This is a genomic window from Rhodanobacter denitrificans, assembly GCF_003335105.1.
Taxonomy (GTDB): Bacteria; Pseudomonadota; Gammaproteobacteria; order Xanthomonadales; family Rhodanobacteraceae; genus Rhodanobacter; species Rhodanobacter denitrificans_A.
Genome location: NZ_QFWQ01000009.1, coordinates 14,223 through 40,503 on the forward strand (window position 1 = coordinate 14,223; position 26,281 = coordinate 40,503).

Annotated in this window: 19 protein-coding genes; 5 read left to right on the forward strand and 14 right to left on the reverse strand. The window is 66.6% G+C overall.

The window, feature by feature from the left end:
• Positions 1-5: 5 nt before the first annotated feature.
• Positions 6-2,246 carry a carboxy terminal-processing peptidase gene (locus tag DEO45_RS14090; RefSeq protein WP_114344885.1) on the forward strand — a complete coding sequence of 747 codons (2,241 nt, stop codon included), beginning with the start codon at positions 6-8 and terminating at the stop codon, positions 2,244-2,246.
• Positions 2,247-2,348: 102 nt separating this feature from the next.
• On the opposite strand, the gene DEO45_RS14095 is transcribed toward DEO45_RS14090, so the two are convergent.
• From DEO45_RS14095 to DEO45_RS14105, 3 genes are all read right to left on the reverse strand, one after another.
• A complete protein-coding gene (locus DEO45_RS14095; protein WP_223250885.1) occupies positions 2,349-3,671 on the reverse strand; it encodes an aspartyl/asparaginyl beta-hydroxylase domain-containing protein in 1,323 nt (440 codons plus the stop codon).
• A 169-nt stretch (positions 3,672-3,840) separates the two neighbouring features.
• The gene (locus tag DEO45_RS14100) at positions 3,841-5,703 is read right to left on the reverse strand and encodes a tetratricopeptide repeat-containing sulfotransferase family protein (protein WP_114344895.1); all 1,863 of its coding nucleotides are present in this window, start codon (positions 5,701-5,703) and stop codon (positions 3,841-3,843) included.
• 103 nt (positions 5,704-5,806) lie between these two features.
• Positions 5,807-8,683: a TonB-dependent receptor plug domain-containing protein gene (locus DEO45_RS14105; protein WP_114344897.1), complete on the reverse strand. Its 2,877-nt coding sequence runs from the start codon at positions 8,681-8,683 to the stop codon at positions 5,807-5,809.
• 847 nt (positions 8,684-9,530) lie between these two features.
• On the opposite strand from DEO45_RS14105, the gene DEO45_RS14110 reads away from it, so the two are divergent.
• Positions 9,531-10,139, forward strand: coding sequence for a DUF4126 domain-containing protein (locus tag DEO45_RS14110; RefSeq protein WP_223250886.1), 609 nt, complete (start codon positions 9,531-9,533; stop codon positions 10,137-10,139).
• Positions 10,140-10,170: 31 nt separating this feature from the next.
• On the opposite strand, the gene DEO45_RS14115 is transcribed toward DEO45_RS14110, so the two are convergent.
• The 5 genes from DEO45_RS14115 to DEO45_RS14135 all read right to left on the reverse strand — a co-directional run bounded on the left by DEO45_RS14115 (position 10,171) and on the right by DEO45_RS14135 (position 17,298).
• Positions 10,171-11,907 carry a M1 family metallopeptidase gene (locus DEO45_RS14115; RefSeq protein ID WP_114344899.1) on the reverse strand — a complete coding sequence of 579 codons (1,737 nt, stop codon included), beginning with the start codon at positions 11,905-11,907 and terminating at the stop codon, positions 10,171-10,173.
• Between the two features lie 127 nt (positions 11,908-12,034).
• Complete coding sequence (locus DEO45_RS14120) at positions 12,035-13,417, reverse strand: leucyl aminopeptidase family protein (protein WP_114344902.1); 1,383 nt, start codon at positions 13,415-13,417, stop codon at positions 12,035-12,037.
• A 100-nt stretch (positions 13,418-13,517) separates the two neighbouring features.
• Entirely contained in the window at positions 13,518-14,216 is a 699-nt protein-coding gene (locus tag DEO45_RS14125; RefSeq protein WP_114344903.1) for an HAD family hydrolase, read from the reverse strand.
• A gap of 13 nt (positions 14,217-14,229) precedes the next feature.
• Positions 14,230-15,576, reverse strand: coding sequence for a LysM peptidoglycan-binding domain-containing protein (locus DEO45_RS14130; RefSeq protein ID WP_114344904.1), 1,347 nt, complete (start codon positions 15,574-15,576; stop codon positions 14,230-14,232).
• 315 nt (positions 15,577-15,891) lie between these two features.
• Positions 15,892-17,298 carry a Do family serine endopeptidase gene (locus DEO45_RS14135; protein WP_114344906.1) on the reverse strand — a complete coding sequence of 469 codons (1,407 nt, stop codon included), beginning with the start codon at positions 17,296-17,298 and terminating at the stop codon, positions 15,892-15,894.
• Between the two features lie 425 nt (positions 17,299-17,723).
• Between DEO45_RS14135 and DEO45_RS14140 the strand changes: the two genes are divergently transcribed.
• The gene (locus tag DEO45_RS14140; protein WP_114344908.1) at positions 17,724-20,972 is read left to right on the forward strand and encodes an LAGLIDADG family homing endonuclease; all 3,249 of its coding nucleotides are present in this window, start codon (positions 17,724-17,726) and stop codon (positions 20,970-20,972) included.
• On the opposite strand, the gene DEO45_RS16620 is transcribed toward DEO45_RS14140, so the two are convergent.
• Positions 20,957-21,802 (reverse strand): hypothetical protein, encoded by an 846-nt coding sequence (locus DEO45_RS16620; RefSeq protein ID WP_189339761.1) that lies wholly within the window; start codon positions 21,800-21,802, stop codon positions 20,957-20,959. The two genes, DEO45_RS14140 and DEO45_RS16620, sit on opposite strands and share 16 nt — an antisense overlap.
• On the opposite strand from DEO45_RS16620, the gene DEO45_RS14150 reads away from it, so the two are divergent.
• Positions 21,774-22,511, forward strand: coding sequence for an NrdJb (locus DEO45_RS14150; RefSeq protein ID WP_114344911.1), 738 nt, complete (start codon positions 21,774-21,776; stop codon positions 22,509-22,511). The two genes, DEO45_RS16620 and DEO45_RS14150, sit on opposite strands and share 29 nt — an antisense overlap.
• 111 nt (positions 22,512-22,622) lie before the next feature.
• On the opposite strand, the gene DEO45_RS14155 is transcribed toward DEO45_RS14150, so the two are convergent.
• Positions 22,623-23,573: a nucleotidyl transferase AbiEii/AbiGii toxin family protein gene (locus DEO45_RS14155; RefSeq protein ID WP_114344913.1), complete on the reverse strand. Its 951-nt coding sequence runs from the start codon at positions 23,571-23,573 to the stop codon at positions 22,623-22,625.
• Positions 23,557-24,351 (reverse strand): type IV toxin-antitoxin system AbiEi family antitoxin, encoded by a 795-nt coding sequence (locus DEO45_RS14160; protein ID WP_262982193.1) that lies wholly within the window; start codon positions 24,349-24,351, stop codon positions 23,557-23,559. Before DEO45_RS14160 ends, DEO45_RS14155 begins: the two co-directional genes overlap by 17 nt.
• A gap of 248 nt (positions 24,352-24,599) precedes the next feature.
• Here DEO45_RS14160 and DEO45_RS14165 point away from each other — a divergent pair, with 248 nt between their 5' ends.
• On the forward strand, positions 24,600-24,860 hold the full coding sequence (locus DEO45_RS14165) for a hypothetical protein (RefSeq protein ID WP_114344915.1): 261 nt from the start codon (positions 24,600-24,602) through the stop codon (positions 24,858-24,860).
• 18 nt (positions 24,861-24,878) lie between these two features.
• Here DEO45_RS14165 and DEO45_RS16625 read toward each other — a convergent pair whose 3' ends face one another.
• The 3 genes from DEO45_RS16625 to DEO45_RS14180 all read right to left on the reverse strand — a co-directional run bounded on the left by DEO45_RS16625 (position 24,879) and on the right by DEO45_RS14180 (position 26,264).
• Positions 24,879-25,028 (reverse strand): hypothetical protein, encoded by a 150-nt coding sequence (locus DEO45_RS16625; RefSeq protein ID WP_189339762.1) that lies wholly within the window; start codon positions 25,026-25,028, stop codon positions 24,879-24,881.
• Positions 25,029-25,404: 376 nt separating this feature from the next.
• Positions 25,405-25,689, reverse strand: a complete 285-nt coding sequence (locus tag DEO45_RS14175) for a helix-turn-helix domain-containing protein (RefSeq protein WP_223250887.1) — start codon at positions 25,687-25,689, stop codon at positions 25,405-25,407.
• A 254-nt stretch (positions 25,690-25,943) separates the two neighbouring features.
• On the reverse strand, positions 25,944-26,264 hold the full coding sequence (locus tag DEO45_RS14180) for a helix-turn-helix domain-containing protein (RefSeq protein ID WP_114344917.1): 321 nt from the start codon (positions 26,262-26,264) through the stop codon (positions 25,944-25,946).
• Positions 26,265-26,281: the final 17 nt, after the last annotated feature.

Consider the following 26,281-nt stretch of genomic DNA (forward strand, 5'->3'; position numbering starts at 1 on the left):
CCTCCATGAAATTTCGTCCCGCGCTGGTCCTGCTGCTTGCCTTCACCGCGACCTGCGCGTTCGCGCAGTCGGCTGCCGACCTGGGCGCCGGCAAGGCCCGCAAGGCGGCCACCTGGCCGCTCGCGCCCACCGTCGGCGAGGCGCAGGCCGCGCAGCTGTCGGCGCGCTTCCTGACCCGCTTCCACTACGACGCGCAGCCGCTCGACGACGCGATGTCGGCGCGCATCTACAAGGCCTACTTCAAGCTGCTCGACAGCGAGAAGGTGTTCTTCACCCAGGCCGACATGGCGAAGTTCGCGCCGTTGAAGACCAAGCTCGACGATGCGATCTGGAACCAGGATCTGTCCGCGCCGTTCGCCGTGTTCAACCTGTACCTGCAGCGTGCGGTCGAACGCATGACCTATGCGCGCGAGCTGCTCAAGAAGGGCTTCGACTTCTCCGCCGACGAGAGCTACACGTTCGACCGCGAACACGCCGACTGGCCGAAGGACCAAGCCGAGCTCGACGACCTCTGGCGCAAGCGCACCAAGAACGACTGGCTGCGCCTGAAGCTGGCGGGCAAGGACGATGCGGATATCCGCAAGACGCTGGACAAGCGCTATGCCGGCTACATCGAGCGGGTCAGGCAGCTCGACGGCCAGGACGCGTTCCAGACCTTCATGACCGCCTATGCCGAGACCACCGACCCGCACACCGACTACCTCGGCCCGCGCGCGGCGGAGAACTTCGACATCTCGATGAAGCTGTCGCTGGAAGGCATCGGTGCGGTGCTGCAGGCGCGCGACGACTACACCCAGATCCGCGAGCTGGTACCGGGCGGCCCGGCCCTCAAGTCCGGCAGGATCAAGGTCGGCGACCGCATCGTGGCCGTGGGCCAGGGCGACAAGGGCGCGATGGTCGACGTGATCGGCTGGCGCCTGGACGACGTGGTCAACCTCATCCGCGGCAAGAAGGACACCACCGTGCGGCTGGAAGTCCTGCCGGCCGACACCGGCCTGGACGGCAAGCACGAGATGGTCAGCCTGGTGCGCCAGAAGGTCAGCATCGAGGAGCAGGCGGCGAAGAAGAAGGTCATCGAGATCAAGGACGGCGACGTCAGCCGCAAGATCGGCGTAATCGAGCTGCCCGCGTTCTACTCCGACTTCGGCGCACGCAGCGCCGGCGACAAGAACTACAAGAGCGCGACCCGCGACGTCACCAAGCTGCTCGGCGAACTGAAGCAGGACGGCGTGCAGGGCGTGGTGGTGGACCTGCGCAACAACGGCGGCGGCTCGCTGGCCGAGGCCAATTCGCTGACCGGCCTGTTCATCGACAAGGGCCCGGTGGTGCAGGTGCGCGACTCCCGCGGCGAGGTCGAGGTGCAGGGCGACGACCAGCCGGGCATGGCGTGGAGCGGCCCGCTGGCCGTGCTGGTCAACCGCGGCACGGCGTCGGCGTCGGAAATCTTCTCCGCCGCGATCCAGGACTACCACCGCGGCCTGGTGATCGGCGAACCGACCTTCGGCAAGGGCACCGTGCAGAACCTGGTCGACCTCGACCGCTACGCGCAGGGCGACAGCGAGAAGCCCGAACTCGGCGAGCTGAAGATGACCATCCAGGAATTCTTCCGCATCAACGGCGGATCGACCCAGCTGAAGGGCGTCACCCCGGACATCGAGTTCCCGAAGAACGGCGACGACAAGGACTTCGGCGAGTCGACCTACGAAAACGCGCTGAAGTGGACCCAGATCGCACCGGCGGACTACCAGGTGGTGGCCAACCTCAACGCCTATCTGCCCCAGCTGCAGAAACTGCACGCCGAGCGGACGGCGAAGTCGCCGGCGTGGAAGCTGATGCTGGACGAGCTGGCGCAGTACCGCGCGATGCGCGCCAAGACCGCGACCTCGCTGAACTTCGCCGCGCGCGAGGTCGAGCGCAAGCAGTTGGAGGCGGTCCAGGCCGATTTCCGCACGCGGCACAGGGCCATCGACGGCTCCGACGCCTCGCTCGCCGACGATGCGGGCAGCCTCGACGACGGCCTCAACGCGAACGAGCGCAGCCTGAAGAGCGAGCTGAAGCAGGAGAAGGACGCGAAGAAGGCGAAGGACGTGCAGCTCAACGAGACCGCGCACATCCTGTTCGACGCACTCGGCATGATCAAGACCGACCCGAAGCTGGCCAGCGAAGTACTGCCCTATGGCGGAAAAGACAGCGGAAGCCTCGCTGCGGCACCCGCCGCACCGGCGACACCGAAACCGACGCACTGAAAGTCGTGCGATTGAAGAAGGGCAGCGCGAGAGCGCTGCCTTTTTTCTGCCCGATCATCCGGTGCCGACCACCCGGAGACCAGGCAGCCTCGACGGCAAGGATCAGCCCGGCGCGGCGGGTATCTCGCAGGACCGGTTGAAATCGCCGATCGCCTCGACCAGGTCGGTCACGGCCGCGCGTTCCGCCTCGCTGAGGTCGGGATGCCAGCTGTCCAGGATCAGCACCACGCGCGTCTGCCCGCTGCGGTTCCACGCCTCATGCTCGTAGGTGTCGTCGAACGTCACGCAGCGGCCTTCCTGCCAGACGTGCTCTTCGCCACCCACGCGGATGGCGCAATCGGGCGGAACGATCAGTGGCAGATGAGTCACCAGCCGGGTGTTGGTGACCCCGGTGTGCGGCAGGATGTGCGTACCCGGGCTCAGCACCGAGAACAGCGTTTCCGGTGCGTGGTCGCGGATGCGTACCAGCGGCAGCGTATCGAGCAAGGCGGTCGTTTGCGGGCAGCGCGCGCAATGTTCGTCATGGCGCTGGCCGTGGCGATAGAAAAAGTACGCATCCCAGGCGGGATCCTGGTTGCTGGACGAACGCAGCATGCTGCGACTGGCCTGCGCCGGCACCTGGCCCAGAAACGCCTCCAGCTGCTGTCCTTCCGACAACACGGCGCGCAGCTCTGCGCGCACCGTATCGGTTGCTGCCTCCAGCTTCTCCAGCCAGGGAAAGTGCCTGCGCGGGTAGTAAGGCTGACCGGCGATGTCGGGGAAATACAGGAATTTCGGCTTCTGTCGCGGATCGGGGATGTTCGCCGGCTGATCGAGGAAGTAGATCGCCAGACTGCGTTCCACCCGCGCCAGTTCGCCGCTGCCGTAACGCTCGCGCAGCGGATCCAGCGCGCCGTGGAACAACCGGCGCCGTCCCTGGTTGACGTAGTTCACGGCATGTTTCACCGCATCGCGCAGGCCCGGTGCGGTCGTTGCGTCGTCCTGCCAGCGACCCAGCGCCCGCGCGCTTTCGATGGCCATGAAATAGGCCTTCAGCGCTTCATGCGATTGTCCCGCCTGCTCCAACGCCATGCCCAGCTGCAGGCGCGCCACGAACGCCCGCGGCGCCAACGAAAGCCCGCACCGGAAGCTGGTGACGGCTCCGCTGAAATCATCCACCGCCATCTGTGCGGTAGCCAGCTGGATCCAGGCAGCCGGGTCGTCCCGCGTCACCTTCACGGCGACCTGCAGGCGCTGGATGGCCGCCTCATGCTCTTCGCGTGCGGAGTGGCAGCTAGCCACGAACCGCAGTGCCTCGACGTCCTGCGGGTGCCGCTCAAGCAGGCTCAGGAAAGACTTCTCCGCAGCGTCCGGCTCGCCCCGTTGCGCATGTTGTCGCGCCATGCTGCGGGTGGCTTCCAGGGTATCGTCGTGCGGTCGGCTCATCGGCGGTCAATCGTCTCGCATGGACACGGTCGGCTCCCGCGGCGCAATCCGCGGGAACTCCGCGTCACCATCATACGCGGGAGGTCCGGCCGATCGCCGGCTCCGCATGGCGTCGGCTGGCACGGGCGCGGGCCTCGCGCAACCTGGCCCTGGCCGTCGCGGGCAGGCGTCAGTCCGCATAGCCGAGCTGCTGCATGACAGGGCGCAGGGTGGGCAGCACCGGCTCGAACCATTCGCGGTAGCCGCGCCAGCGCCCCACCGCCTTGCTGCTGATGCCCTGGGTGACCTGGGCATAGCTCGGGGTGCTGATGAACGACTTGCTCCGCGCATGTTCCGAAAAGCGTGCCATGGGCGACGCATCCTCGATGCCGAGGAACTCGCCGAGGCCGGCAACGCTGGCCTCGAAGCGGCTGACCACCGATTCGTAGCGCCATTCCAGCAGCCGCGGGGCGAATACCTCGACCTGCTTTTGCCATTGGCCGAAGGCCTGCACATAGCCATCGGCGAGGCGCTGCAGCGACGAGCACAGCACCATGAAGGCGGGCGAGCGGAACGGCTGCATGTAACAGCTGAGCAGCACGTCGCAGGGGTGGCGCAGGCACAGGATGATGCGCGCTTGCGGAAACAGCCGCATGATCATCGGCAGGCACAGCATGTTGAGCGGATTTTTGTCCACCAGCCGGCGCTGTCCCCGATCCGGCAGGGCGCGGTCGACCCGGCGGAAGTAGACGGCGCGCAATTGATCGGCTTCCGTCTGCGTCAGGTTTGCCAGATCGGCCGGGTAGTGCTGGCCGAACAATTCCATGCCTTCGATCAGCTCATGGATGAAGGCACGCTCGTCCATGGACTGGAAGTCCGGATGGGCATCGAGCATCTGTTCCAGCAGGGTGGTGCCGGAACGCGGGAAGCCGACCACGAAGACCGGGCTTTGCCTGGCGGAAGGCGAGGACAGCGGACGCCAGGCCTCATGGGCCGCGCGGCTGACAACGCGATCGGCCATCTGCAACGGCTGGCTGTCGGGCGCCAGCAGCTCCGGCAGCACGGTCCGCGCGATGTCCAGTTGCGCCGCATGTGCGGTCTGCAGCGCTTGCCAGACGTCATGTTGCCGGCCCTGCTTGTCGCAGGCAGAGGCCAGCCCAAAGGCGGCGGCGGCCCGGCCCTGGTCGTCGGGGGCGATGGCAAGCACGCGCTGGTACAGCGCCGCGGCGCCGGCATGATCGGCGCCGCGCATGGCCAGTGCGGCATGGGCGCTCCAGCCCTCGGCGCGTGCACCCTGCGCTTCCGGTGGCAGCCGGTCGAGCGTGCCCAGCGGCAGCTCCCGCAGCTCGTCCCGCGCAAGTTCGACCTGGTTGCTTCTTTCGTGCAGCGCGATCCGTTGTGCGGCGATCCGCAGCCGCATGACCCCGGCATCGGGTCCGGGAGGCAGCTGCGCATGTGCCAGCGTGTGCAGCGCCGCATCCAGGTCGCCCTGCACGGCCAGCATCGCGGCCAGGATCAGGGCCTGCTCGGCGGGTTGCGGCGGCCAGCCGATGGCTCCGGCCAGCATCGCCTCCTGGCTGCTGTTGTCGCCGCAGACGTAGCAGGCATGCGCCGCCTGCAACCGGGCTTCGATGAAGTGCGGCTCGAGGGCCACCGCATCCATCAGGGTCTGTCGAGCCGGCAGCCAGCGTCGCTGCTGGAGATAGAGCAGGCCGAGGTTGTAGAGCACCTCGGCATCCTCCGGCGCCAGCGAGCGCGCCTTCAGAAAAGCCTGTTCGGATGCCGCCGTATCGCCTGAGTGGCGGCACGCAAGGGCCAGGTTGTTCCAGTACGCGGAGACCTCCGGCCGCAGCTGCGACAGCCGATGAAACGTCGCTGCCGCCGGCCCATAGCGATGGGTAGCCTGTTGCGCCAGGCCGAGCCACAGCAGGGTGCTTTCGTCCGCGTCGCCGGTGTTCGGGGCCTGCGCCGCGAGGGCGATGACATGCTCCATCTCGCCAGCGTGGTAGGCGGTGGCCATGGCGTTGGCGAGACCGCTGGTTGGGGTAGGCATGCCTTCTCGATCGATCGTCCGCTGAGCCCATTATGCAAGAGGGCCGCGAGAGTATCTCGCGGCCCTCCTGGGTAGCTTGACGCTTTCCTGGGTGATCAGGAAATCAGAACTTGAACGTGGCGCGCATCCAGTAATAGCGTCCGAGCGCGTCGTAGGTGGAGGTATCCACGTTGTAGTTCAGACCGTTCTGATAGACCAGCGGCGGAGCCTTGTTGCTGAGGTTGTCCACGCCGACGTCGATCCGGGTATGCCATTCCGGAATCGCATAGCCAACCTGGATCGAGTGATACAGCACCGAGGCCATCGGAATGTTGACTCCGGCGAAGCTGGCGTCCGCATTCAGGTTGGTCAGATGGTGGATGTAGCGCGTCTGCCACTGCGCACTCCAGTTGCCCTTCGTCCAGTTGATCGTACCCGTCCCGCGCCAGCGCGAGATGTTGCCGAACTGCTGGGAGTAGGTACCGGCGTAATTGACCGTTTGCGCGCCCGGCTGGCCGGGCGTGGCGTTGTTCTTGTAGCTGGAGAGATAGGTGGTGGAAAGGCCGGCCTTGAAATTGCCGGGGTCGATGCTGCCCAGATCGAAATGCGGGATCTTGTAGTTCAGCGTGAAGTCGATGCCGCTGGTGCTCAGGTTGCCCAGATTGACCACCGGCGTATTGATGACGTTCACCTGACCCGGCTGCTGGGTGGTGGTGTTGTAGCGGCTGATGAACGAGCAATACGGGCTGCTGTTGTTGGCGAAGCACGCATTGACCACCGTCGAGGCCTGAATCGGTGTCAGCAGGTCACTCAGGTAGATGTGCCAGAAGTCGACGCTGGTGGACAGGCCATCGGCCCAGCTGGGGTTGTAGACCAGGCCGAAATCGATCGATTTGCCCTGCTCCGGCTTGAGCGAGGCACCGACCGTCTTGGCGCCGGCGTAATAGGTGTTGACCTGGGCCGGCGAGTTGCCAGCCCAGTTGACCGGGACGTACTGGCAGGCGGCGGGATGCTGTGCGAGCTGGGCGGCCGTGAGACCGACGCAGGGGTCGTTCAAGTTCGGCTGGACCAGGGTGACGCCGTCGTAGAGTTCATCCAGATTGGGGGCGCGGAATACTTCGGAGATGGTGCCGCGCAGCAGCAGATCCGCTATCGGGCGCCATTCGATGGCGATTTTCTTGTTGTTGGTGTTGCCGGAGGAGCCGTACCTGGAGGCACGGATACCCACGTCGAGGTTCAACGAATACGCCCACGGTTGCTGCGAGAGCAGCGGGATCAACGATTCGGCATAGACTTCCTTGACGTTGTCGCTGCCACGACCCGGTGAACCGCAGGCTTCCTGCAGTACCTGGCAGCCGCCGGTGGCGAGGTTGAGGACAGCGTCGGGCGTCACCGTGTAATTCATCGATTGATGGCGATACAGGGCGCCCACGGCCAGCTGCACGGCACCTGCCGGCAGATCCCACAACTCGCCGTTGGCATCGAGCTGGACCTGCTTGGTGGCGTTGGTGAATACGTACTTCGGGGTATCCACGCCGGCCCTCAGGGCCTCCGTCTGGTGGGCCTGGTCGAAGATGTTCACGCCGCGGTTGATGGCCGCCTGGAAGTCGGCGATGTTGACCTCGTTGTAATCGCGCTGCACGCGATTGGCATGGCCGTAGTTGAGCGTGGCATCCCAGCTCCAGGTGCTCTGGCCGAATGTGCCGCGCAGGCCCGTGTTGATCTGCACGTTGGAGGTGGTGTACGTGTGCAGGCGGGTACCAAGCCCGGTCAGCCGGGTGTTGAAGCCATAGCCGGTGCCCGGAGCACCCGGGTTGGCGGGATCCGTGCCGAACGTGACCCCGAACGGATTGATCGGGTTGCTGGCCAGCACGTACCAGCCGTCGCTGTTGGCCGAGGTCGGCGCGGGCGCGTCCTGGCCGCTCGACTGGGTGTGGTTCAGGAACGCATCCGCGAAGAAGGTCAGGTTGTCCGCCAGCTTGTAGCTGCCGAGCACGAAGGTGTCGAAGCGCTGCTGCGCGGTCTGGATGTAGTTGTACGCGTTGTAGTTGTACGCATCCGGGTTGCCGCGGTCGCAGCGGTAGTCGCTCACGCTCGATCCATCGCCTTGCGCCAGCGTGATGTACTGGGTCGGGCAGGTGCCGGCGGCCTTGGCGGCGATCGACGCGGGTGTCTGGATCTTGCCGGTCGGAATGGTGCTGGAACCGGCCGGACTGATCACGCCGCTGGACAGGTACAGCTGGTGCGCGGAGTACTTGCGCTGGGTGGCGAGCACGGCGTCGTACTTGTTGTAGTCCATGCCGCCGACGATGTTGTAGTTGTCGCCGCTGGCGCCAGCGGTCAGGCTGATGCCGTGCCGATGGCCATCGCCGTGGTCGGACTCACCCAGGTTGATGCTGGCTTCGGCGCCCTTGTAGTCCTTGCGCAGGATGAAGTTGACCACGCCACCGATCGCATCCGAGCCATACACCGTCGAGGCGCCTTCGGCCAGCACGTCCACCCGCTCGATCATGTTCTGCGGAATCATGTTGAGATCGGCGTTGGCCATGCGTTGGCCGTCGATCAACACCAGCGTACGGTTGGTGCCCAGACCGCGCAGGGAGACACGCGCCGCACCGTCGCCACCTTCCAGCAAGGGGCTGGCGACGCCGCCGCCGTTGCTGTTGTTCTGGGTGTTGGTCGCGTTGCCGGAAATGCTGGGCAGCTGTTGCAGCACGTTGCCCAGGGTCGGGCTGCCGGAATTGGTAATCGTGGCGCGATCCACGGTCACCACCGGACTGGATGTCTCGGCGTCGACGCGCCGGATCAGCGAGCCGGTGACGACGACCGCCTCGAGATTCTTCGCCTTGTTTTTTGCTGCCGGCGCCGGCGTGACCTGCTTGGCGGCGGGGGCTTCGCTGGTGGTCGATTCCTGTGCCTGGACGGCGCCCGCTGCCGCGAAAATGCCTACGCTCAATGCCAGACGCACAGCTAGTGACAGGTGATTCAAGTTGTATTTCATGCGTTATCCCCGTTCGAAGTAGAGAGTTCCCCGTGCTTTCCCGGCGGGTCGGATGCGGTACGGATGGGTACCGGTCGCGCCAGGTCAGGCACTGAATTGCTCGATGGCGGCAGTCCGTATTTTTCGGGCGGAACGATGCTGCCGCTGAAGCCCCTTAGGGCCTCGCCGTGCTGCAAGCCTTGGTTATTTTGTCTGCAGACGGATGGTGCACCCGTGGCCGGGCTAGGTGACGCTGGACGGATGGCGGCCCTGCAGGCCGCGCGCGCCCGGCGGCATGCCGATGGAAAGTGCGGTGGGCGTAGCCAGTGGGGACTGGCCAGGAGGCGTTACGCGATGCATCTAGTTCTCCCCGAGCATGGTGAATGGTCCGGGATTCGTGACGGCGGCGCTTCTCGTGCAGACCCCATCCCTGAAGAGCGCTTCCAGCCGCCCCTCCCAACGGGGCGCGTGTCGCCAAGATCCGGTTCGTATGACACAAGGCGGGTGGGTTTCGCCGGGGGCAGACCGATCGCAATATTTTGCGATACGGCAGGCGCGGGCGACGGAAGACACAGGCCGGTATTCAGGATCACACGGAAGCGGGGAAAAAAACAGCGCCATGACATCAGTCTTTGTTTTCCGTGCCGACCCGGCAGCCGTTCGGCGTGGGTCGCCGACGGCCCGGCCCGCACCCGCGAGGGCCATATGGACGTCCGCCAGGGCATGCATACCAGACAGTGCGGCGAGCCGCTTCTTGCCGATCGCGCGGCGGCGGCATTTCCTGCGCGAGGAGCATCGCGCGGCTGGACAGAGATCGGTGTCGCGCGTAAACCCTGCACTGCAGGACGTCCCGCCCGAGAGGATCCGCATGGACATGTTGTCGAACGTTGCGCTTGCCGGTGGCCTGGCCTGGGCCAGCGGCATCCGCCTGTATGCCACGATCTTCGTGGCCGGCATGCTCGGCCGGTTCGGCTACGTGCACCTGCCGGCCGGCCTGCTGCCGCTGACCGATACCTGGGTGCTGGCGGTATCGGGCGCGTTGATGCTGTGTGAGTTCCTGGCCGACAAGGTGCCGGCGTTCGACAGCGCCTGGGACGCCATCCATACCTTCATCCGCATCCCGATCGGCACCCTGCTGGCCTGGGGCGTGTTCAAGGATTCCGGCGCCGGTGCGCAGCTGGCGGCGGCCCTGCTCGGCGGCGCGCTGGTGGCCGGCACGCATTTCACCAAGGCCGGCACGCGCGCGCTGATCAACACCTCGCCGGAGCCCTTCAGCAACTGGGGCGCCAGCGCGGGCGAGGACATCGGCTGGATCGGCGGCCTGTACCTGATGTGGCGGCACCCGCTGGCACTGCTGGTCCTGCTCGGCCTGTTCGTGCTGCTGATGTGCTGGATGCTGCCGAAGATCGCGCGCGGCCTGCGCGTGCTGGCGCAGAAGCTGCGCGGCCTGCGCGGCCCGTTGCCCGGCAGCAGTTGACGGGCGCGCCGCGGCGGCACGCCCGCGGCCGTCACCGCTTCGCTGCCTCGCGCTGCGCGCGTTGCTGTTTCATCCATTGCTGGAATTCGGTGATGCGCGGCTCGTCGCGCAGCAGTACCGAGTGCGGATCGATCGTCACCACCGCGCCGGCAGGTATGGCGAGACTGCCGGCGCCGTCCGTCATCGGCACGGTGTGCACGACGTCGTCCACACGCACCTCCACCGGCATCGGGAACGGCAGGTCGTGCGGCACCTGCCAGCGCAGGTCCAGCGTGTCGCCGCGGCGCTGCACATCCAGCTTCGGCAGCGCGGCCTGGTACAGGTAGACGTCGAAGAACCAGTCCAGCTTGCGCCCCGTCACCTTGTCCACGATGCCGATGTAGTCGCGGGTGGTGGCGTACTGCGGCGCGAAGTTGCCCGGCTTCGGATCGGGGCGTCCGTAGACCAGCTCGCGGATGCTGGCGTAGAACGCGCGGTCGCCGACCAGGTGGCGCAGCGTCTGCAGCATCAGCGCGCCCTTGTTGTAGATGTCCTGGCCCGGGCCGTTCCTTTCGTCGTAGACCTGCTCCTCGGTCCGGCCGCTGCCGGACACCAGCGGGTAGCGGTTGCGCAGCATCAGGCGCAGGCGGTGCAGCCAGCTGTAGTAGTCCGCGTCGCCGTCCAGATGCTGCGCATACAGCGGCTGCATGTAGGTGGCGAAGCTCTCGTGCAGCCACATGTCGTCCCAGTTCGCGTTGGTCATCTGGTTGCCGAACCATTCATGCGCGAATTCGTGCTGCAGCAGCCAGTCGAAGCCGCCGCCATCCTTCGCGTAGTGGTTGCCGTAGGCGTTGATGGTCTGGTGTTCCATGCCCTTGTACGGGGTTTCCACCACGCCCATCTTCTCGTCGCCCCACGGGTAGGGGCCGATCTTCGCCTCGAAGAAATCCAGCAGGCGCGGGAACTCGGCGAACAGCGCCTGCGCTTGCGCCTCCTCGCCAGGCAGGTACCAGTAGTGGAGCGCAATCGTGTTGCCGTAGCGGCTGCGGTACTCGCCCTTCAACTCCCGGTACGGGCCAACGTTGATCGAGACGGCGTAGGTGGCCGGATGCCTGGCACGCCAGTGATAGGTGCGCTGGTTGCCCTCGTCGCTGACGCCGACCAGCACGCCGTTGCCCGGCGCCACCAGCGGCTTGGGCACGCTGACGTAGAGATCCACCAGGTCGGGTTTGCCGCCGGGCTGGTCGATGCACGGCCAGAACAGGTCGCAGCCTTCGCCTTCCACCGCGCTGCCCACCCATGGCTCGCCGTCTTTGGTGTGGCTCCATACGAAGCCGCCGTCCCACGGCGCGTTCTTCGCGACGTGGGGCTTGCCGCCGTAGCTGATGGCGACCGTGAGTTTGCCGTCCTTGGCCAGCAGTCCGGGCAGCTGGATGCGCAGGCGGCCGTCCGGATTGCCCCACGCCGATGCGGCGAGCGGCTGGCCATCGATGGCGACGGCGTGGACCGGCAGGTTGCGGTCCAGGTCGAGCAGCAGCACGCCGGTGGCCGCGGTGGCGGTGAAGGTGAGCACGGCGCGGCCGTCGATGTTCCGCCGGGCGGGATCGACCGCGATGTGCAGTTCGGCGTGGTCGAAGTGCACGCTCTTCTGCTCGGCGGGCATCGGCGTGCCGGAGTCCTTCGTCAACGCGGTGAGCGGTGGCTGCGCCGGTGCGGTAGACCCGGCCAGTGCGGCGCTGGCGGTACCCAGGCCGAGGACGAGACCGAGGGCAAGCAGGTGGGTGCGCATGGGCGGTCTCTCCGCGGGAGTCGAATCCCGCACGGTGCCACGTTGCGTGCGGATGCGACATCGCCGGAAGTCATGCGTCATCCGGCCATTCCGATCCCTTTCCGCGTGCAGGGAGGCAGTAGGGAGATCAACCCCGCCGGTAGCGTTGCTCCAGCATCGCAAACATCGCGCGCAGGCCCATCGCCTCGCCGCCGCGTGGGCGGCCGGGGCGGTCGGCGTCGTTCCAGGCGTAGGTGTCCAGGTGCAGCCACGGCGTGCCGTCCGGCACGAAGCGTTCAAGGTACAGCGCCGCGGTGATCGCGCCGGCATGGCGCGAGGGGCCGGCATTGGCGAAGTCGGCCAGGTAGGAGTCCAGCATCCGGCGGTACGGCCGCCACAGCGGCAGCTGCCACAGCGGGTCGTCGACCGCCCGGCCGGCGGCCAGCGCGGCGGTCGCCGCGGCTTCGTCGTTGGCGAACAGCGCCGGCAGGTCCGGCCCCAGCGCCACGCGCGCGGCGCCGGTGAGAGTGGCGAAGTCGACGATCAGGTCGGGCTGCTGCTCGGCGCCGTAGGCCAGCGCGTCGCACAGCACCAGGCGGCCTTCGGCGTCGGTGTTGTCGATTTCCACCGAGTGGCCGGCGCGGGTGACCACCACTTCGCCCGGGCGCAGCGCGTTGCCGGCCACCGCGTTTTCCACCGCGGGCACCAGCAGGGTCAGCCGCACCGGCAACTGCGCCTGCATCACCAGCCCGGCCAGCGCGATCGCGTGCGCCGCGCCGCCCATGTCCTTCTTCATCCAGCGCATGCCGTCGGCGGGTTTCAGGTCGAGCCCGCCGGTGTCGAAGCACACGCCCTTGCCGACGATCACCAGCTTCGGGTCGGCCTTCCTGCCCCAGCTCAACTCGACCAGCCGCGGCGCGCGGTGGCTGGCGCGGCCGACCGCGTGGATGGTCGGGAAGTTGGCCTTGAGCAGTTCGTCGCCGACCCACTCGCGCAGCTTCGCCTTGTGCGTCTTGCCGAGTCGGCGGATCGCGTTGCCCAGTTGCTCCGGGCCCATGTCTTCGGTCGGCGTGTTGACCAGGTCGCGCACCAGCGCGGTGGCCTCCACCAGCGGCGCCAGCTGCCGCAACTCGGCGGCGGCGATGGCGAGCCGGGCCGGCGCGCGCTTCGGCTGGCGGTAGCGATTGAACTGGTAGGCGCCGAGCGCCCAGCCGAGCGCGGCCCGGGCCCGGTCGGCGAGCACGCCTTCGGCGGCGAGGTGGTAGGTCGCCTCGGGCAGGCTGCACGGCAGCGCGGCGAGTGCGGCCAGCGGCTCGCGCGGGTCGACGCCGGCCAGCACGCGCACCAGCTTGCCGGCGTCGTCGCACAGCAGCGCGAACGTTCCTGCTGCCGCCGTGAAGCCGCACTCGGCCAGCCAGTTCCGCTGCGCCGCGGTGAGCCGGCGACGGGTCGCGGCGTAGTGCGCGGCGTCGGTGGTCTCGATGGCGATGCTGCGGCGGTTGCCGGGTTGGCGTTCGATCAGGGCGGACATGCGGGATCCTTCGGGCGGGCGGCGGCACGGTGCGCCGCGTCATGGGCGATGAACCGGCAATGATGCGCGCATTGCCCGCGGCTTGCCTATCGTCCTTTGCTCAGCGGGCGCCGTGCGCGTCCAGCCAGTCGGCCAGCTCGGTCAGGTTGCGCAGGTCGAGCTGGGGCGGCGGACCCAGCTCGTCCGGCCACGGCCGGCCGTCGCGGTTGATCCATGCGGTGCGCAGCCCGGCATCGCGGGCGCCGGCGATGTCCATCGCCGGATCGTCGCCGACGTGCAGGATCTGTTCGGGCGCCACGCCCAGCCGCTCGGCCGCGACCAGGAAGATGCGCGGGTCGGGCTTGGCCACGCCACTGTCGCGCGCGCAGACGTGGTGGGCGAAGTGTGCGTGGATGCCGATGCGCTGCAGGTCGGCATTGCCGTTGGTCAGACTGGCCAGCGGCCAGCGCGCGGTGATGCGTTCGAGCGCGGGCAGGCTGTCCGGATACAGCTCCACGCGGTTGCGCGCGGCGAAGTAGATCTCCCACAGCGCCCGGACCGGCGCATCATCCACGCCGCAGGCGGCGAACGCCTGCTGCAGGGTGAGCTGGCGCTGGCGGGTGAAGTCGTGGGCCAGGTCCAGCCGCTCGGCGGCCACCTGCATGCGCAGCTCGCGCATGGCCGCGATCGGCCAGGCGCGAGCCACCTCGGGATGGTGTTGCCGCAGCCAGGCATCCACCGCCTGGTCGGCGCGTTCCAGGGCCGGCAGCACCGGCCACAGGGTGTCGTCCAGGTCCAGCGTCAGCGCGCGTATCGGCACCGCGACCGGGGCGTCAGTTGTTGTCGATGCGCAGCACCTGGCCGAGCTTGATCTGGTCATTCTTCAGATGGTTCCACTCGCGCAGCTTGGCCACCTCGACCGAATGCCGCTTGGCGATCGACGACAGCGTATCGCCCTTGGCCACCTTGTAGGTGGTCGTGGCCTGGCGGGCGTGTGCGCTGACCTGGCCGAAATCCTTGCCGCCGCTTCGATCGATGGTGGTGGCGCTGCCGTTGGCGTGTTCCACGCTGCTCACGCTGACGTCGGCCACGCTGCCGTGCACCTTGTTCAGGCGGGCGGCCTCCTGCGCGTCGGCATGGCGCTGTTCCACGGCCTGCCGCGCCGCCAGCGTGTCGGGCGAGGTGGGCGCGATGGCGGCGCGGGCCGCATAGGTCGCGCCCGGCGCCGACACCGGCGTGTGGCGGACGGCGCGGGCGCCGACCTCGGCGAGGATGCGGCCGCGGCGCGCGTCGTCCATCGACGCCAGCGCGCTGCCGTCCTGGTACGGCAGTACCGCATGCTTGCGCAGTGCGGCCTTGGCCGGCTCGGTCTGCATGAAGTCGATGAAGGCCTGCGCCTGGGCGGCCTTCGGGCTGCGCGGGTTGGTCACCAGGTACAGCGGGGTGAACAGCGGGTAGCTGCCATCGGCGATGTTGGCGACGGTGGCCGCCTTGCCGTTGAGCGGGATCGCCTTGAGCTTGGGGTTGCCGCTGATGCTGGTCAGGGTGGACACGCCGAAGCCGTTCGGGTTCAGCGCGACGCCTTCTTCCAGCTTGCGCGTGTTGACGTACAGCCGCGGCGCGGCCACCGGCTGGTTGCCGCGACCGAACAACAGGCTGCGCAGGCTGTATTCCACGCCGTCGCCGGGGCTGGCCACCGCGTAGACGTCGATCGGCGCGTTGCGCCCGCCGACCTCGCTCCAGTTGTGGATCTTGCCGTAATAGATGTCATGCACCTGTTTCAGCGTGAGGTTGCTGATCGGGTTGGACGACTGGGTGATGATCACCAGGGCGTCCCAGGCCACCGGCGTGAAGGTGAGCTGCGCGTTCTGCGCGCTGTCGTCGGCGGCGCGCGCGCTGCCGGCCAGGTCAGCGGTGCCGTTGGCGACCGCGTCGATGCCCGAGGCGGTGTTGAACGGCTGCAGCTCGATGCGGCCGTGGCCGGTCTTCTCCCACGCCTTCGCCACCTCGTCGACCACGCCGTTCGCGGTGGCGACGTCGCCACGCCAGATCAGGCTGCTTTTGGCGGCGGTGCTGGCACCGGCCTTCGCCTTGGGATGGTGGGTCTTGGCAAGCGCGGGAGTGGCGAGGCATGCCCCGATCAGGGCGATGGACAGCAGGTGGGCAAGACGGACGGACATGGCGATGGGGAGCCCCGGAAATAGTGGAGTGGAGGCGAAAGTATGCCGCCCGGCAGGCGCACGGGCGGTGAACGAGCGGGGGTATTTCATCGGCCCGGATGCGGGACATCAAGCACTTTCATGCATTTGCGCACAGACAATGGCCCGGGGTGTGCGCCGGAACACGGGCCGTGGGCGATCCGGGCCACGCTTTCGCCTGAACGGGCCTCGTAACGTCTTTGCGCGCCGGTCATTCCGCATGCCGCGGGATGACTGGCGCAGCCGGCTCGTTCGAGTCTTCCGGCGGATCAGCCCGGAAGGATCAGCCTGGACGAATCAGTTCACCACCACATAGCGCGTGTCTTCGCCGTCGGTGACCACCAGTACCAGCTGGCGCGGCTTCACTCCGGCCAGCCCGCGCAGCATGCCCAGGCTGGTGATGCGCTGGCCGCCTACGCCGATCACCACATCGTCGGTGCTCAACCCCGCACGGGCGGCGTGGCTGCCGGGCTGCACCGCGCTGACCGCCACGCCGTACCAGCCCTGGCTGCGCAGGTTCTGGCTCAGTTCGCTGAAGCGCACGCCGGCCAGGCGCGGGTCGAGTTGGCCGCCGTCGATGCTGGCCAGCTTCTCCGCGGTGAGCGTGGCGTTGACTTCGCGTGCCTTGCCATCGCGCAGCACGCCCAGGCGCAGGGTGCTGCCCAGCGGCAGCAGGCCTTCGGCGTTGTGCAATTCCTGCACGTCGCGCAGCGGCTTGCCGTTCACCGTGGTCAGCACGTCGCCGGGCTGCAGGCCGGCATGCTCGCCGGCCGAGCCGTTGCCCACGCCGGTGACCACCACGCCGTTGCTGTCCTTCAGCCCGAGCAGCTTGGCGATGCGCGGGGTGATCGCCTGGGTCTGCACGCCCAGGCTGCCGCGCTGCACCTTGCCGTGCGCCAGCAGCTGCGCCATCACCTCGCTGGTGAGGTTGCTGGGGATCGCGAAGCCGATGCCCACGTTGCCGCCGGACGGCGAGAAGATCATCGTGTTGATGCCCACCAGCTCGCCGCGCAGGTTGACCAGCGCGCCGCCGGAGTTGCCGGGGTTGATCGAGGCGTCGGTCTGGATGAAGTTCTGGTAGCCGCCCGAGCCCGACGAATTCTGGCCCAGGCCGGAACGGCCCAGCGCGGAGACGATGCCGGCGGTGACCGTCTGGCCCAGCCCGAACGGGTCGCCCACCGCGACCACGTAGTCGCCCACCTGCAGGCCGGACGAGTCGGCCAGCGGCAGCGCCTTGAGGTTCTGCGCCGGAATCTGCACCACCGCCACGTCGGTTTCCGGGTCGGTGCCGATCAGTTTGGCCTTGAAGCTGCGCCCGTCCTGCAGGGTCACCTGGATGTCGTCGGCGCCGCCAACCACATGGTTGTTGGTCAGCACGTAGCCCTTCGCCGCGTCCACGATCACGCCCGAGCCCAGGCTCTGCTCGACCCGCTCGCGCGGCGTCGCGGGCAGGCCGAAGAACTGGCGCACCATCGGGTCGTCGAAATAGGCGTCGCGCACCCGCACCCGCGTGGTGGTGGAGATGTTCACCACCGCCGGCGTCACCCGCGTCAGCATCGGCGCCAGCGACGGCATCGGCTGGCCACCGACCGCGGCCGGCAAGGCGGCGGCGCGGAGGCTTCCCGGCACGATGCCGATGGCGAGGGCCGCCGCGGCGAGCAGGCCGGCCAGCCGGTGCAGGAGGCGGGGGTGCGGCTGCGTCATGGGGTTCTCCTGGGGCATTGAAGGCGGCGCTGCTTCGACCGGATCGCCGCGCCGCGGTTCCGTCGGTCCGGATGATGCCGTGGGGACTTTACATCGGGCGACGCGGGGGTTAATTTGCCTACCCGACAGCAACCACAACATCTTGTGTTCAAACGCCGGCGTCGAGACAAGTGCTGGTGTCGACTATCGCACTCTTGAGGGGGAGTCGTTGTCGTCGGGAACAGCTGGCACAAGGGCGGGAGGGCAATCCTCACGACCGGTGGCGTGCCACGGACATAGCATGGTCGACCTACGTCGCACCGAAACAGAAAACAACGCCGGCCGCGAGGCCGTTGCGGGAGGTCAGGAAGCCGATGAGCACAGCACGTGCGCCAGCCACAGGTTCAACCACGGGTACCGGCACGAGCCCGGCCCAGAACGCCAGCATGAGTCGCGACGCGGCGGTGGAGATTCCGCTGCAGCCCGCGTCCTACGACATCTGGGACAAGAAGTACCGACTGAAGGCGAAGTCCGGCGAGCCGGTCGACGGCAGCATCGACGAGACCTACCAGCGCGTGGCGCGTGCGCTGTCCGACGTCGAGGCCAGCGACGAGCTGCGCGGCCACTGGTACGAGCGTTTCCTGTGGGCGCTGCGCCGTGGCGCGATCCCGGCCGGGCGGATCACCTCCAACGCCGGCGCGCTGGCGCACAAGCCGGCCACCAGCACGATCAACTGCACCGTCTCCGGCACCATCCACGACTCGATGGACGACATCCTGGAGAAGGTGCACGAGGCCGGCCTCACCCTTAAGGCCGGCTGCGGCATCGGCTACGAGTTCTCCACGCTGCGCCCGCGCGGCGCGTACGTCTCCGGCGCCGGCGCGTACACCTCCGGCCCGCTGTCGTTCATGGATATCTACGACAAGATGTGCTTCACCGTCTCCAGCGCCGGCGGCCGCCGCGGCGCGCAGATGGGCACGTTCGACATCAGCCACCCGGACGCCAAGGAGTTCATCCGCGCCAAGCGCGAGGACGGCCGGCTGCGCCAGTTCAACCTCAGCCTGCTGATCACCGACGGCTTCATGCAGGCGGTCGAGCACGACCGGGACTGGCCGCTGGTGTTCCCGGTGCACGTGAAGGAGCAGGACGAGATCGACGTCAACGATCCGGCCCAGGTGGTGTGGCGCGAATGGCCCACCCACCAGAACTACGTCGACCGCGAGGACGGCCTGGTCGCCTGCAAGATCTACGGCACCATCCGCGCGCGGCACCTGTGGGACATGATCATGGTCTCGACGTACGACTACGCCGAGCCCGGTTTCATCCTGATCGACAAGGTCAACGAGATGAACAACAACTGGTGGTGCGAACACATCCGCGCCACCAACCCGTGCGTCACTGCCGATACCTGGGTGCAGACCGCCGAAGGCCCTCGCCAGGTCGCCGACCTGCTCGGCCGCGGCTTCATGGCGCGGGTGGACGGTACCGACCATGCCACCGGTGCCGAGGGTTTCTTCCGTACCGCGACCAAGCCGGTGCTGGCGCTGCAGACCGTGGAAGGCCACCGCCTGCGCCTGACCGAAGACCACCGCGTGCGCCGCGTCTCGCGGATGACGCGCTGGAACGTCGAGACCGAATGGTGCGCCGCCGGCGCGCTGCAGCCGGGCGATCGCGTGCTGCTCAACGACCACCGCGCCAACGCGCAATGGCCCGGCGCGCTCACCGCGGAACAGGGCTACCTGCTCGGCCTGCTGGTCGGTGACGGCACGCTCAAGCACGAAGCTGCCGTGCTGTCGGTGTGGCCGCAGGCCGCTGCCGTGAACGGTGCCGTGAACGGCAGTGCCCGTGCGCTGATGGCAGAGGCCTTGCGCTGCGCGCAAACCTTGCCGCATCGCGCCGATTTCGCCGGCTGGTCGGAAGTGGCCGGTCGCGGCGAGTACCGCATGAAGTCCGCCGCGCTGCGCGATCTCGCCTTCGAGCTCGGCATGGGCGTGGGCGACAAGGCGGTCACCCCGGCGCTGGAACAGGCATCGAGCGAGGCCTGTCGCGGTTTCCTGCGCGGCTTCTTCGACGCCGACGGTTCGGTGCAGGGCAACCAGGCCAAGGGCGTGTCCGTGCGCCTGGCGCAGTCGGACCTACCGCGGCTGGAAGCGGTGCAGCGCATGCTGCTGCGCCTGGGCATGCCGTCGCGCATCTACCGCGATCGCCGCGCAGCCGGTGAAAGCCTGCTGCCGGATGGGCATGGCGGTGCGCGCGCTTACACCACCCAGGCCCAGCACGAACTGGTGATCGCGGGCGAGGCGCTGGCTCGTTTCGCCGAGCTGATCGGCTTCGCCGACAGCGACAAGGCCACCCGCCTCAAGGCCGCCCTGTCCGGCTACAAGCGCAGCCTCAACCGCACGCGCTTTGTCGCCACCGTCGAATCGCTGCGGGCCGACGGCATCGAGGACGTCTACGACGTGCAGGTGCCCGGCATCAACACCTTCGACGGCAACGGCCTGCACGCGCACAACTGCGGCGAACAGCCCCTGCCGCCGTACGGTTCGTGCCTGCTCGGCTCGGTCAACCTCACCACCTTCGTGCGCGATCCGTTCGGCCCGAAGGCGCGCTTCGACTGGGACGAATACCGCGAAGTGGTCAAGGTGTTCACCCGCATGCTCGACAACGTGGTCGAGATCAACGGCCTGCCGCTGGAGCAGCAGCGCAACGAGATCCTGGGCAAGCGACGCCACGGCATGGGCTTCCTTGGCCTGGGCTCCACGCTGACCATGCTGAAGATGCGCTACGGCAGCGCCGACGCGGTGGGCTTCACCGAGGACGTTTCGCGCGAGATGGCCGTGGCCGGCTGGGAAGTCGCACTGGACCTGGCGAAGGAGAAGGGCGCCGCGCCGGTGCTGCTGCGCGACTACACCGTCACCGGCGACATGCTGCGCAAGCGTCCCGAAATGGCGAAGGACGGCTACCAGGTCGGCGACGCCATCCCCGGCCGCGTGCTGCATGCGAAGTACAGCCGTTACATGCAGCGCATCGCCACGGTGGCGCCGAACCTGGTTGAACAGCTGGCCGAGACCGGCGCGCGCTTCACCCACCACACCTCGATCGCGCCCACCGGCACCATCTCGCTCAGCCTGGCCAACAACGCCAGCAACGGCATCGAGCCCAGCTTCGCGCACAGCTATTCGCGCAACGTGATCCGCGAGGGCAAGAAGTCCAAGGAAAAGATCGAGGTGCTCAGCTTCGAGCTGCTGGCCTACCGCGCCCTGATCAATGCCGACGCCAAGGTGTTCACCGACGAGCCCGCCAACAAGCTGCCGGACTACTTCGTCGCCGCCGACGACATCGGCCCGAAGGAGCACGTCGACATCCAGGCTGCCTCGCAGCTGTGGATCGACTCGTCGATCTCCAAGACCGCCAACGTGCCCACCGACTACCCCTACGAGGACTTCAAGGACATCTACTTCTACGCCTACAAGCAGGGCCTGAAGGGATGCACCACCTTCCGCTTCAACCCCGCCGCGTTCCAGGGCGTGCTGGTCAAGGAAGCGGACCTCGAAAGCACCCTCTACCGCTTCGAGCTGGAGGACGGTAGTGTTGTCGAACTGAAAGGCAATGAGCAGGTGGAATACGACGGCGAAATGCACTCCGCCGCCAACCTCTTCGATGCCTTGAAGGAAGGCTACTACGGCAAGTTCTGAACCGTCGCCCATGCAGCCGCGGGCGGCAACTCAAGCGGTCCACCGGAGGGGAACACCAGCATGTCCATTGACAACGAAACTGAAGTGAGCAACGCCACTACCACGCCGGCCGCCGAGGCGCCTGCCGTCGTCCTGCCGGTTCTGCCGGACGTGCCACCGGCGGCGCCGGTTGCCGCACCCGCACCGGCGAAGAAGAAGCCGGCGGCGAAGAAGGCCGCTCCGAAGAAAGCCGCGGCCAAGAAGGCAGCGCCGAAGAAGGCCGCCGCCAAGAAGAAGGCGGCGCCGAAGAAGGCTGCTGCGAAAAAGGCCGCGCCGAAGAAGGCTGCGGCCAAGAAAGCCGTGAAGAAGGCGGCGAAGAAGGTTGCGAAGAAAGCGGCGGTGAAGAAGACCGCCGCGAAGAAGGCCGTGAAAAAGGCCGTCAGGAAAGTCGCCAAGAAGGCCGGCGCCGCGAAGAAGGCGGTGAAGAAGGTCGCGAAGAAAGTCGCCAAGGTGGTGAAGAAGAAAGCCGCCAAGGTCGCAAGGAAGGTCAGCAGCAAGAAGACGGCCGGCAAGAAGGCCGCACCGAAAAAGGCGGCAGCGAAGAAGTCCGCCAGCAAGAAAGCCGTCGCCAAGACGGCCAAGAGGTCCACTGCCAGCAAGAAGGCGAGCGTCAAGTCGGCCGCGCGCAAGCCCGCCGCCAAGAAGGCCGCCGGCAAGAAGAAGTAAGCAGCACCGCATCCGGCCCGGCCGAAGCGCCGGGCCGGATGATCCACGCAGCACGCCGCGTCCACTCCGGCACCAACACCCAAAGAAGCGAACACCATGGCGATCAAGATCGAAAAGAAGATCACGGGTTACAACGTGGTCAAACCCGAAGACAAGGTTGCCGCCGCCCCGGTCGCTGCCGCCGCGCCGAAAGAGGCGCCGACGGCCGAAGTGATCCAGATGCACGAAAGCGTGGAGCGCCCCGAGACCCTGATCGGCTCCACCTTCAAGATCAAGTCGCCGCTGTTCGAGCACGCGCTGTACGTCACCATCAACGACATCGTGCTCAACGCCGGCACCAAGCACGAGCAGCGCCGCCCCTTCGAGATCTTCATCAACTCGAAGAACATGGACCACTTCCAGTGGATCGTGGCGCTCACCCGCATCCTCTCCGCCGTGTTCCGCAAGGGCGGCGACGTCACCTTCATCGTGGAAGAGCTGAAAGCCGTGTTCGACCCCCGCGGCGGCTATTTCAAGGCCGGCGGCGTCTACATGCCCAGCATCGTCGCCGAGATCGGCTCGGTGGTGGAGCAGCACATGAAGAACATCGGGCTGATCCACGACCCGGAGATGGACGAGGCGACGCGCAAGCTGATCGCCGAGAAGCGCGCGGCCTACGAGGCGCTGGGCGCAAAAAAAAACGCTGACGCTGGCGTAACTGCCGAGTCGACCAGCGCCGAAACGCTGACCTTTCCGCCCGGCTCGATGATGTGCGACAAGTGCAACACCAAGGCGCTGGTGCTGATGGACAACTGCCAGACCTGCTTGAATTGCGGGTATTCGAAGTGCGGGTGATGCCCGGTTTGCGCGAATAGAAAAGGCGACGCCCCCGCTTTGAGTGGCGGGGCGGTCTACCGTTCGAGGTCAGCTTGAAGCAGTCGGCCACAGTCTTGGCGACGCCGTACCTCATCGCGAACCAGTGATCCGCGCCAGCACCTCCTCCAAACAGGCGCGGTCCGCTGTGCGTTTGGCAGCAGTACGCTGCCCCAGGTTTCTCAGCTTGCGCCTCACGGCCGGCAGTTCGACGGCATGCGGGAACCCGATCAAGCGAAAGTCTGGCTGCTCTTCCTCCACGGACCGGAGAAAGGCGCAGGACGGCTCATCCAGCCACGCAGAGACATGCGCAAGCAAGCGTTCGCGATTTTCCAGCAGAGCTTCCGCACTGACAGGCTGGGTCGTCATGCCCCTGAAGTGCGCGTCGAAGGTCGCGGCGAAATCCACGGGCATACGCGGAGCCAGCATTTCCCAGGCAGGCTTGGGGCTGCAGGTCAGGTACACGAGGAAGGTCCGCCAGAGCACCTGGTCAGTCCGCTCGTCCTCCAGCAACAGGCCAACATCAAAAAGATCGCGGGGGTGCTGCCGCGACAGTGCCGCAGCCAGCTTGCCGGCATAGAGATCGCCAAAGCCAAGCACCTGCATCGAGGCGAAGCCGAATACCTCCTCTACGCTCGGCCGGACCACCATATTGCGCACTGGATGCACCGTACCGCGCATGACGGGGGTGGTCTCGACTTGAACGCGCGCGCGTCCACGACTGGCCACTAGCCGCGTGACCGCACTCGTCCCCTCGCTTGCCGGCAACTGCACCTGCAGTTGCAAGGGGCGGGCGCGCAGCGCGCCAGCCAGTCGCGTGAGTGCCTCCGCAATCGATGCCGCGTCCTCGGCATAGTCATGCACCGGCAGCCAAGCCAGATCGATGTCCACCGACAAGCGTGGCAGGTCGTGCTCGAACAAATTGATGGCTGTACCACCCTTGAGCGCAAAACGAGGCTCCTGCGCCAGCACTGGCAGGATCTCGACCAACAAGCGCACCCGGTCGATATAGCGCCGATCCCACTGGTCAGGCCAAGTGCTCATCAAGGTCGCCCGGCAAGGTGATTTGATAAGTCGGATGCAGGTGCCCGCCGGGCACTAGTGCGCGCTTGCCCCGTCCCAGGTCGACCCCATCGAGAGGCACGTGCGACAGCCACGCGTGTCGGTGGCGTTCAGCGAGGGCCAGGAACAGCCGCTTGGCCTTGATGCTACGGCAGTGGCGCAAGAGCATACCGACCCGTTGTGGCCGCAGCGTGGTCATGGCCTGCATCAGCGCATCGGCCTCGTAGACCAGCGCTGGCCCCGAGACACCATCACACAACTCCAATATGGCCCGCTCTGGTGTGGAGCACACCAAGGCATCCACGCCCGCGTTAGCCCGAAGCCAGGTGAGTCCTTGCTCCAACAGCATCTTCTCGGACATCTCCGAGAACCGCAGGACAGACGGATCGAATGGCCCCTTGCCCCGGAACTCGAAGCGCTCCTTCAGCGGCAGCTTTTCCACCCAGCCCGGCGGCCCGTTTGGTCCGTAGAGGGTGATCGTCCCCGCGTCACCCAGGCGCAGATAGTGCTCGTACCCCTGAAGGGTCAGCGCAAAGCGCCCCCCGACATGCAGCGCTATGCCTTCACCAACCTGCAGGCTGCGGACCACGCCTTCCCATTGCAGGCGACCGCTCTTGCGCATGTAGACGCCGCGCGCCGGCGACACCAGCCAACCGCTGGCCACGTAGCGCACAATGAGGCTGCTGGAGTAGCCGTGGGCCCGCAGCCAGCGACTGGAAACCAGGCGCGTATCGCCCAATTCGGCCAGCAATCGGTTCAATTTTCCTATATTTTGCTCACTCATAGTGTTCTAATTATACTATTCATAAACCTCCGTCAAGATGTCGTAGTTTAAATTTCGCGTAAAATAGTTATCCAGAGTGATCTTTTCAGGATAAAAACAAACCACGCGCTGCTTCAAGCAACTGCCTGCCGCGAAGCGCCTTGCCCGAGACATGGCGCCTTGGCATAAATGGGCCATTTGGGCCATTTTGGGTACCATGGACCAGGATCGACGCAGGAGACCCCGTGTCCTTTGCCACAAAATCCGATGCAATCGATGCCCGGCGGAAGATCCCGGCGTCCGATGTGAAGAAGCTTGGCTGGCGCGGCGTGATGCGCGATGTCCAGAAGAGCGGGCGCGTCGTGGCGACCAATCACGATGCGCCTGAGGCGGTCACCCGCAGGACGCAAAGCGCGGACGCAAAGCGCGGACGCTTGCGCGAGGCGTGCGTACAGCATGGGGTTGCGGGCATGGAAATACAGATTGGCGTACTGATGCAACCGTAGTGCGCCGGGAACCTGTTTTCAGTCGCGGCGTTCCTGAACCTCCGCCATGGCGACAGAGGCGTGCGGCAGCCTGGCTGTCGATTCGTACGAGAGAATGCCGTGAGCCAGGACCGAAAGGATATTGCCCATCGGCATGATGCAGTGCAGTTCGATGATGCGTGGGTCCACGCTGCAGGTCACTCCCGAAGGGTGCCTCATTGTGCCCTAGCGGTTGAGCATGACGTCAATTCGGAAAGGAAGCCGAGCCGGGGGAATCGATTGCGGACCCGGTGCTGATCCTGGCCCTGCCCGAAGGGAAGGACCTTCTCCCGGACACGGTCGCCGCCCAGGCGACGCCCGACTGGGTCAGGCCACTGATCGAAGCAGTCCTGATCGAATATGGGTAGACACGCCGTTCGTATGACGCGTAGTTGCGTACCTCCGATCTCGTGAGCCCACAAGGGTGGAGGAATAAAGTCGCAACGGGCGCCGGTCCCTCGACTTGCTTGCCGTCGAGGCGTCCGGTGTGGAAGTCCCCAACTCGTACCTACTTGGCAGCCTCCGATCAGCGCCTGCCCTTGCTTCGCCCCTTGAAATTGGCAATCAGCTGCGCAAGTTCGTCGTCTTCGGCATAGAAGTAGGCCACCGGCAGCTTGAGGACCGCTGCGAGGCGTTGCAGGGTCTGCAGATCGGGCTGGTGTACGCCTGTTTCGTAGCGGTTGACGCGCGTGCTGGCGACGAATTCGTCCAAGCCGGCCTTGATGCCCAAGGTGCGTTGTGAGATGTCGAGGGCTTCGCGTGCCTCGCGCAGCCGACGGCTATATACGGGGAGCGGGCCCTTCTCAGCCACGGGCGCATGTGTCTTGAGCTTCCATGTAGGGAAGCTTCCGGATACATGTGGGAATGTGATACTACGGTAAACGTAGTGATCTTCTGGCCTGCCGAGAAGCTCCGCTGGGAGGCGCTGGGACTCGTTTGGTCAAGTGGGCATGATGGCCGCCACGGCCGGCGATCGCATGGCGGTCTTACTTCTCAAGCATGTCGCTTACGCGTGGGCATGATTCAAGCCAGGAGGATGGCGAGAGCCTGCTCCCGACGGCGGCTCTACTTTCCCTTCAGCTTTCTCTCGATCGCCTCTTTCAGCTTGACCGGCTTATCGCTGCGCGAAGCTTCCGCGATCAGTCGCGCTTCCTCGTCGTCCTCGATGTAGAAATATTTCAAAGGCAGTGCCAAAGCCTTGGCGAACAATTTCTGCAGTCCAAGTTTCACTTCGTGCTTGCCCGTCTCGTAGCGGCTGACGCGGCTGCCCGCTACTGACTGATCAAGCCTCGCCGCTATCCCCAGCTTCTCCTGAGATAAGCCATAGCTATTCCGTGCCTCGCGTAGGCGGCGGCCGTAGATGTTTGCCGGGCACTTTTCGGTCATAGGCGCATATCAGTTTC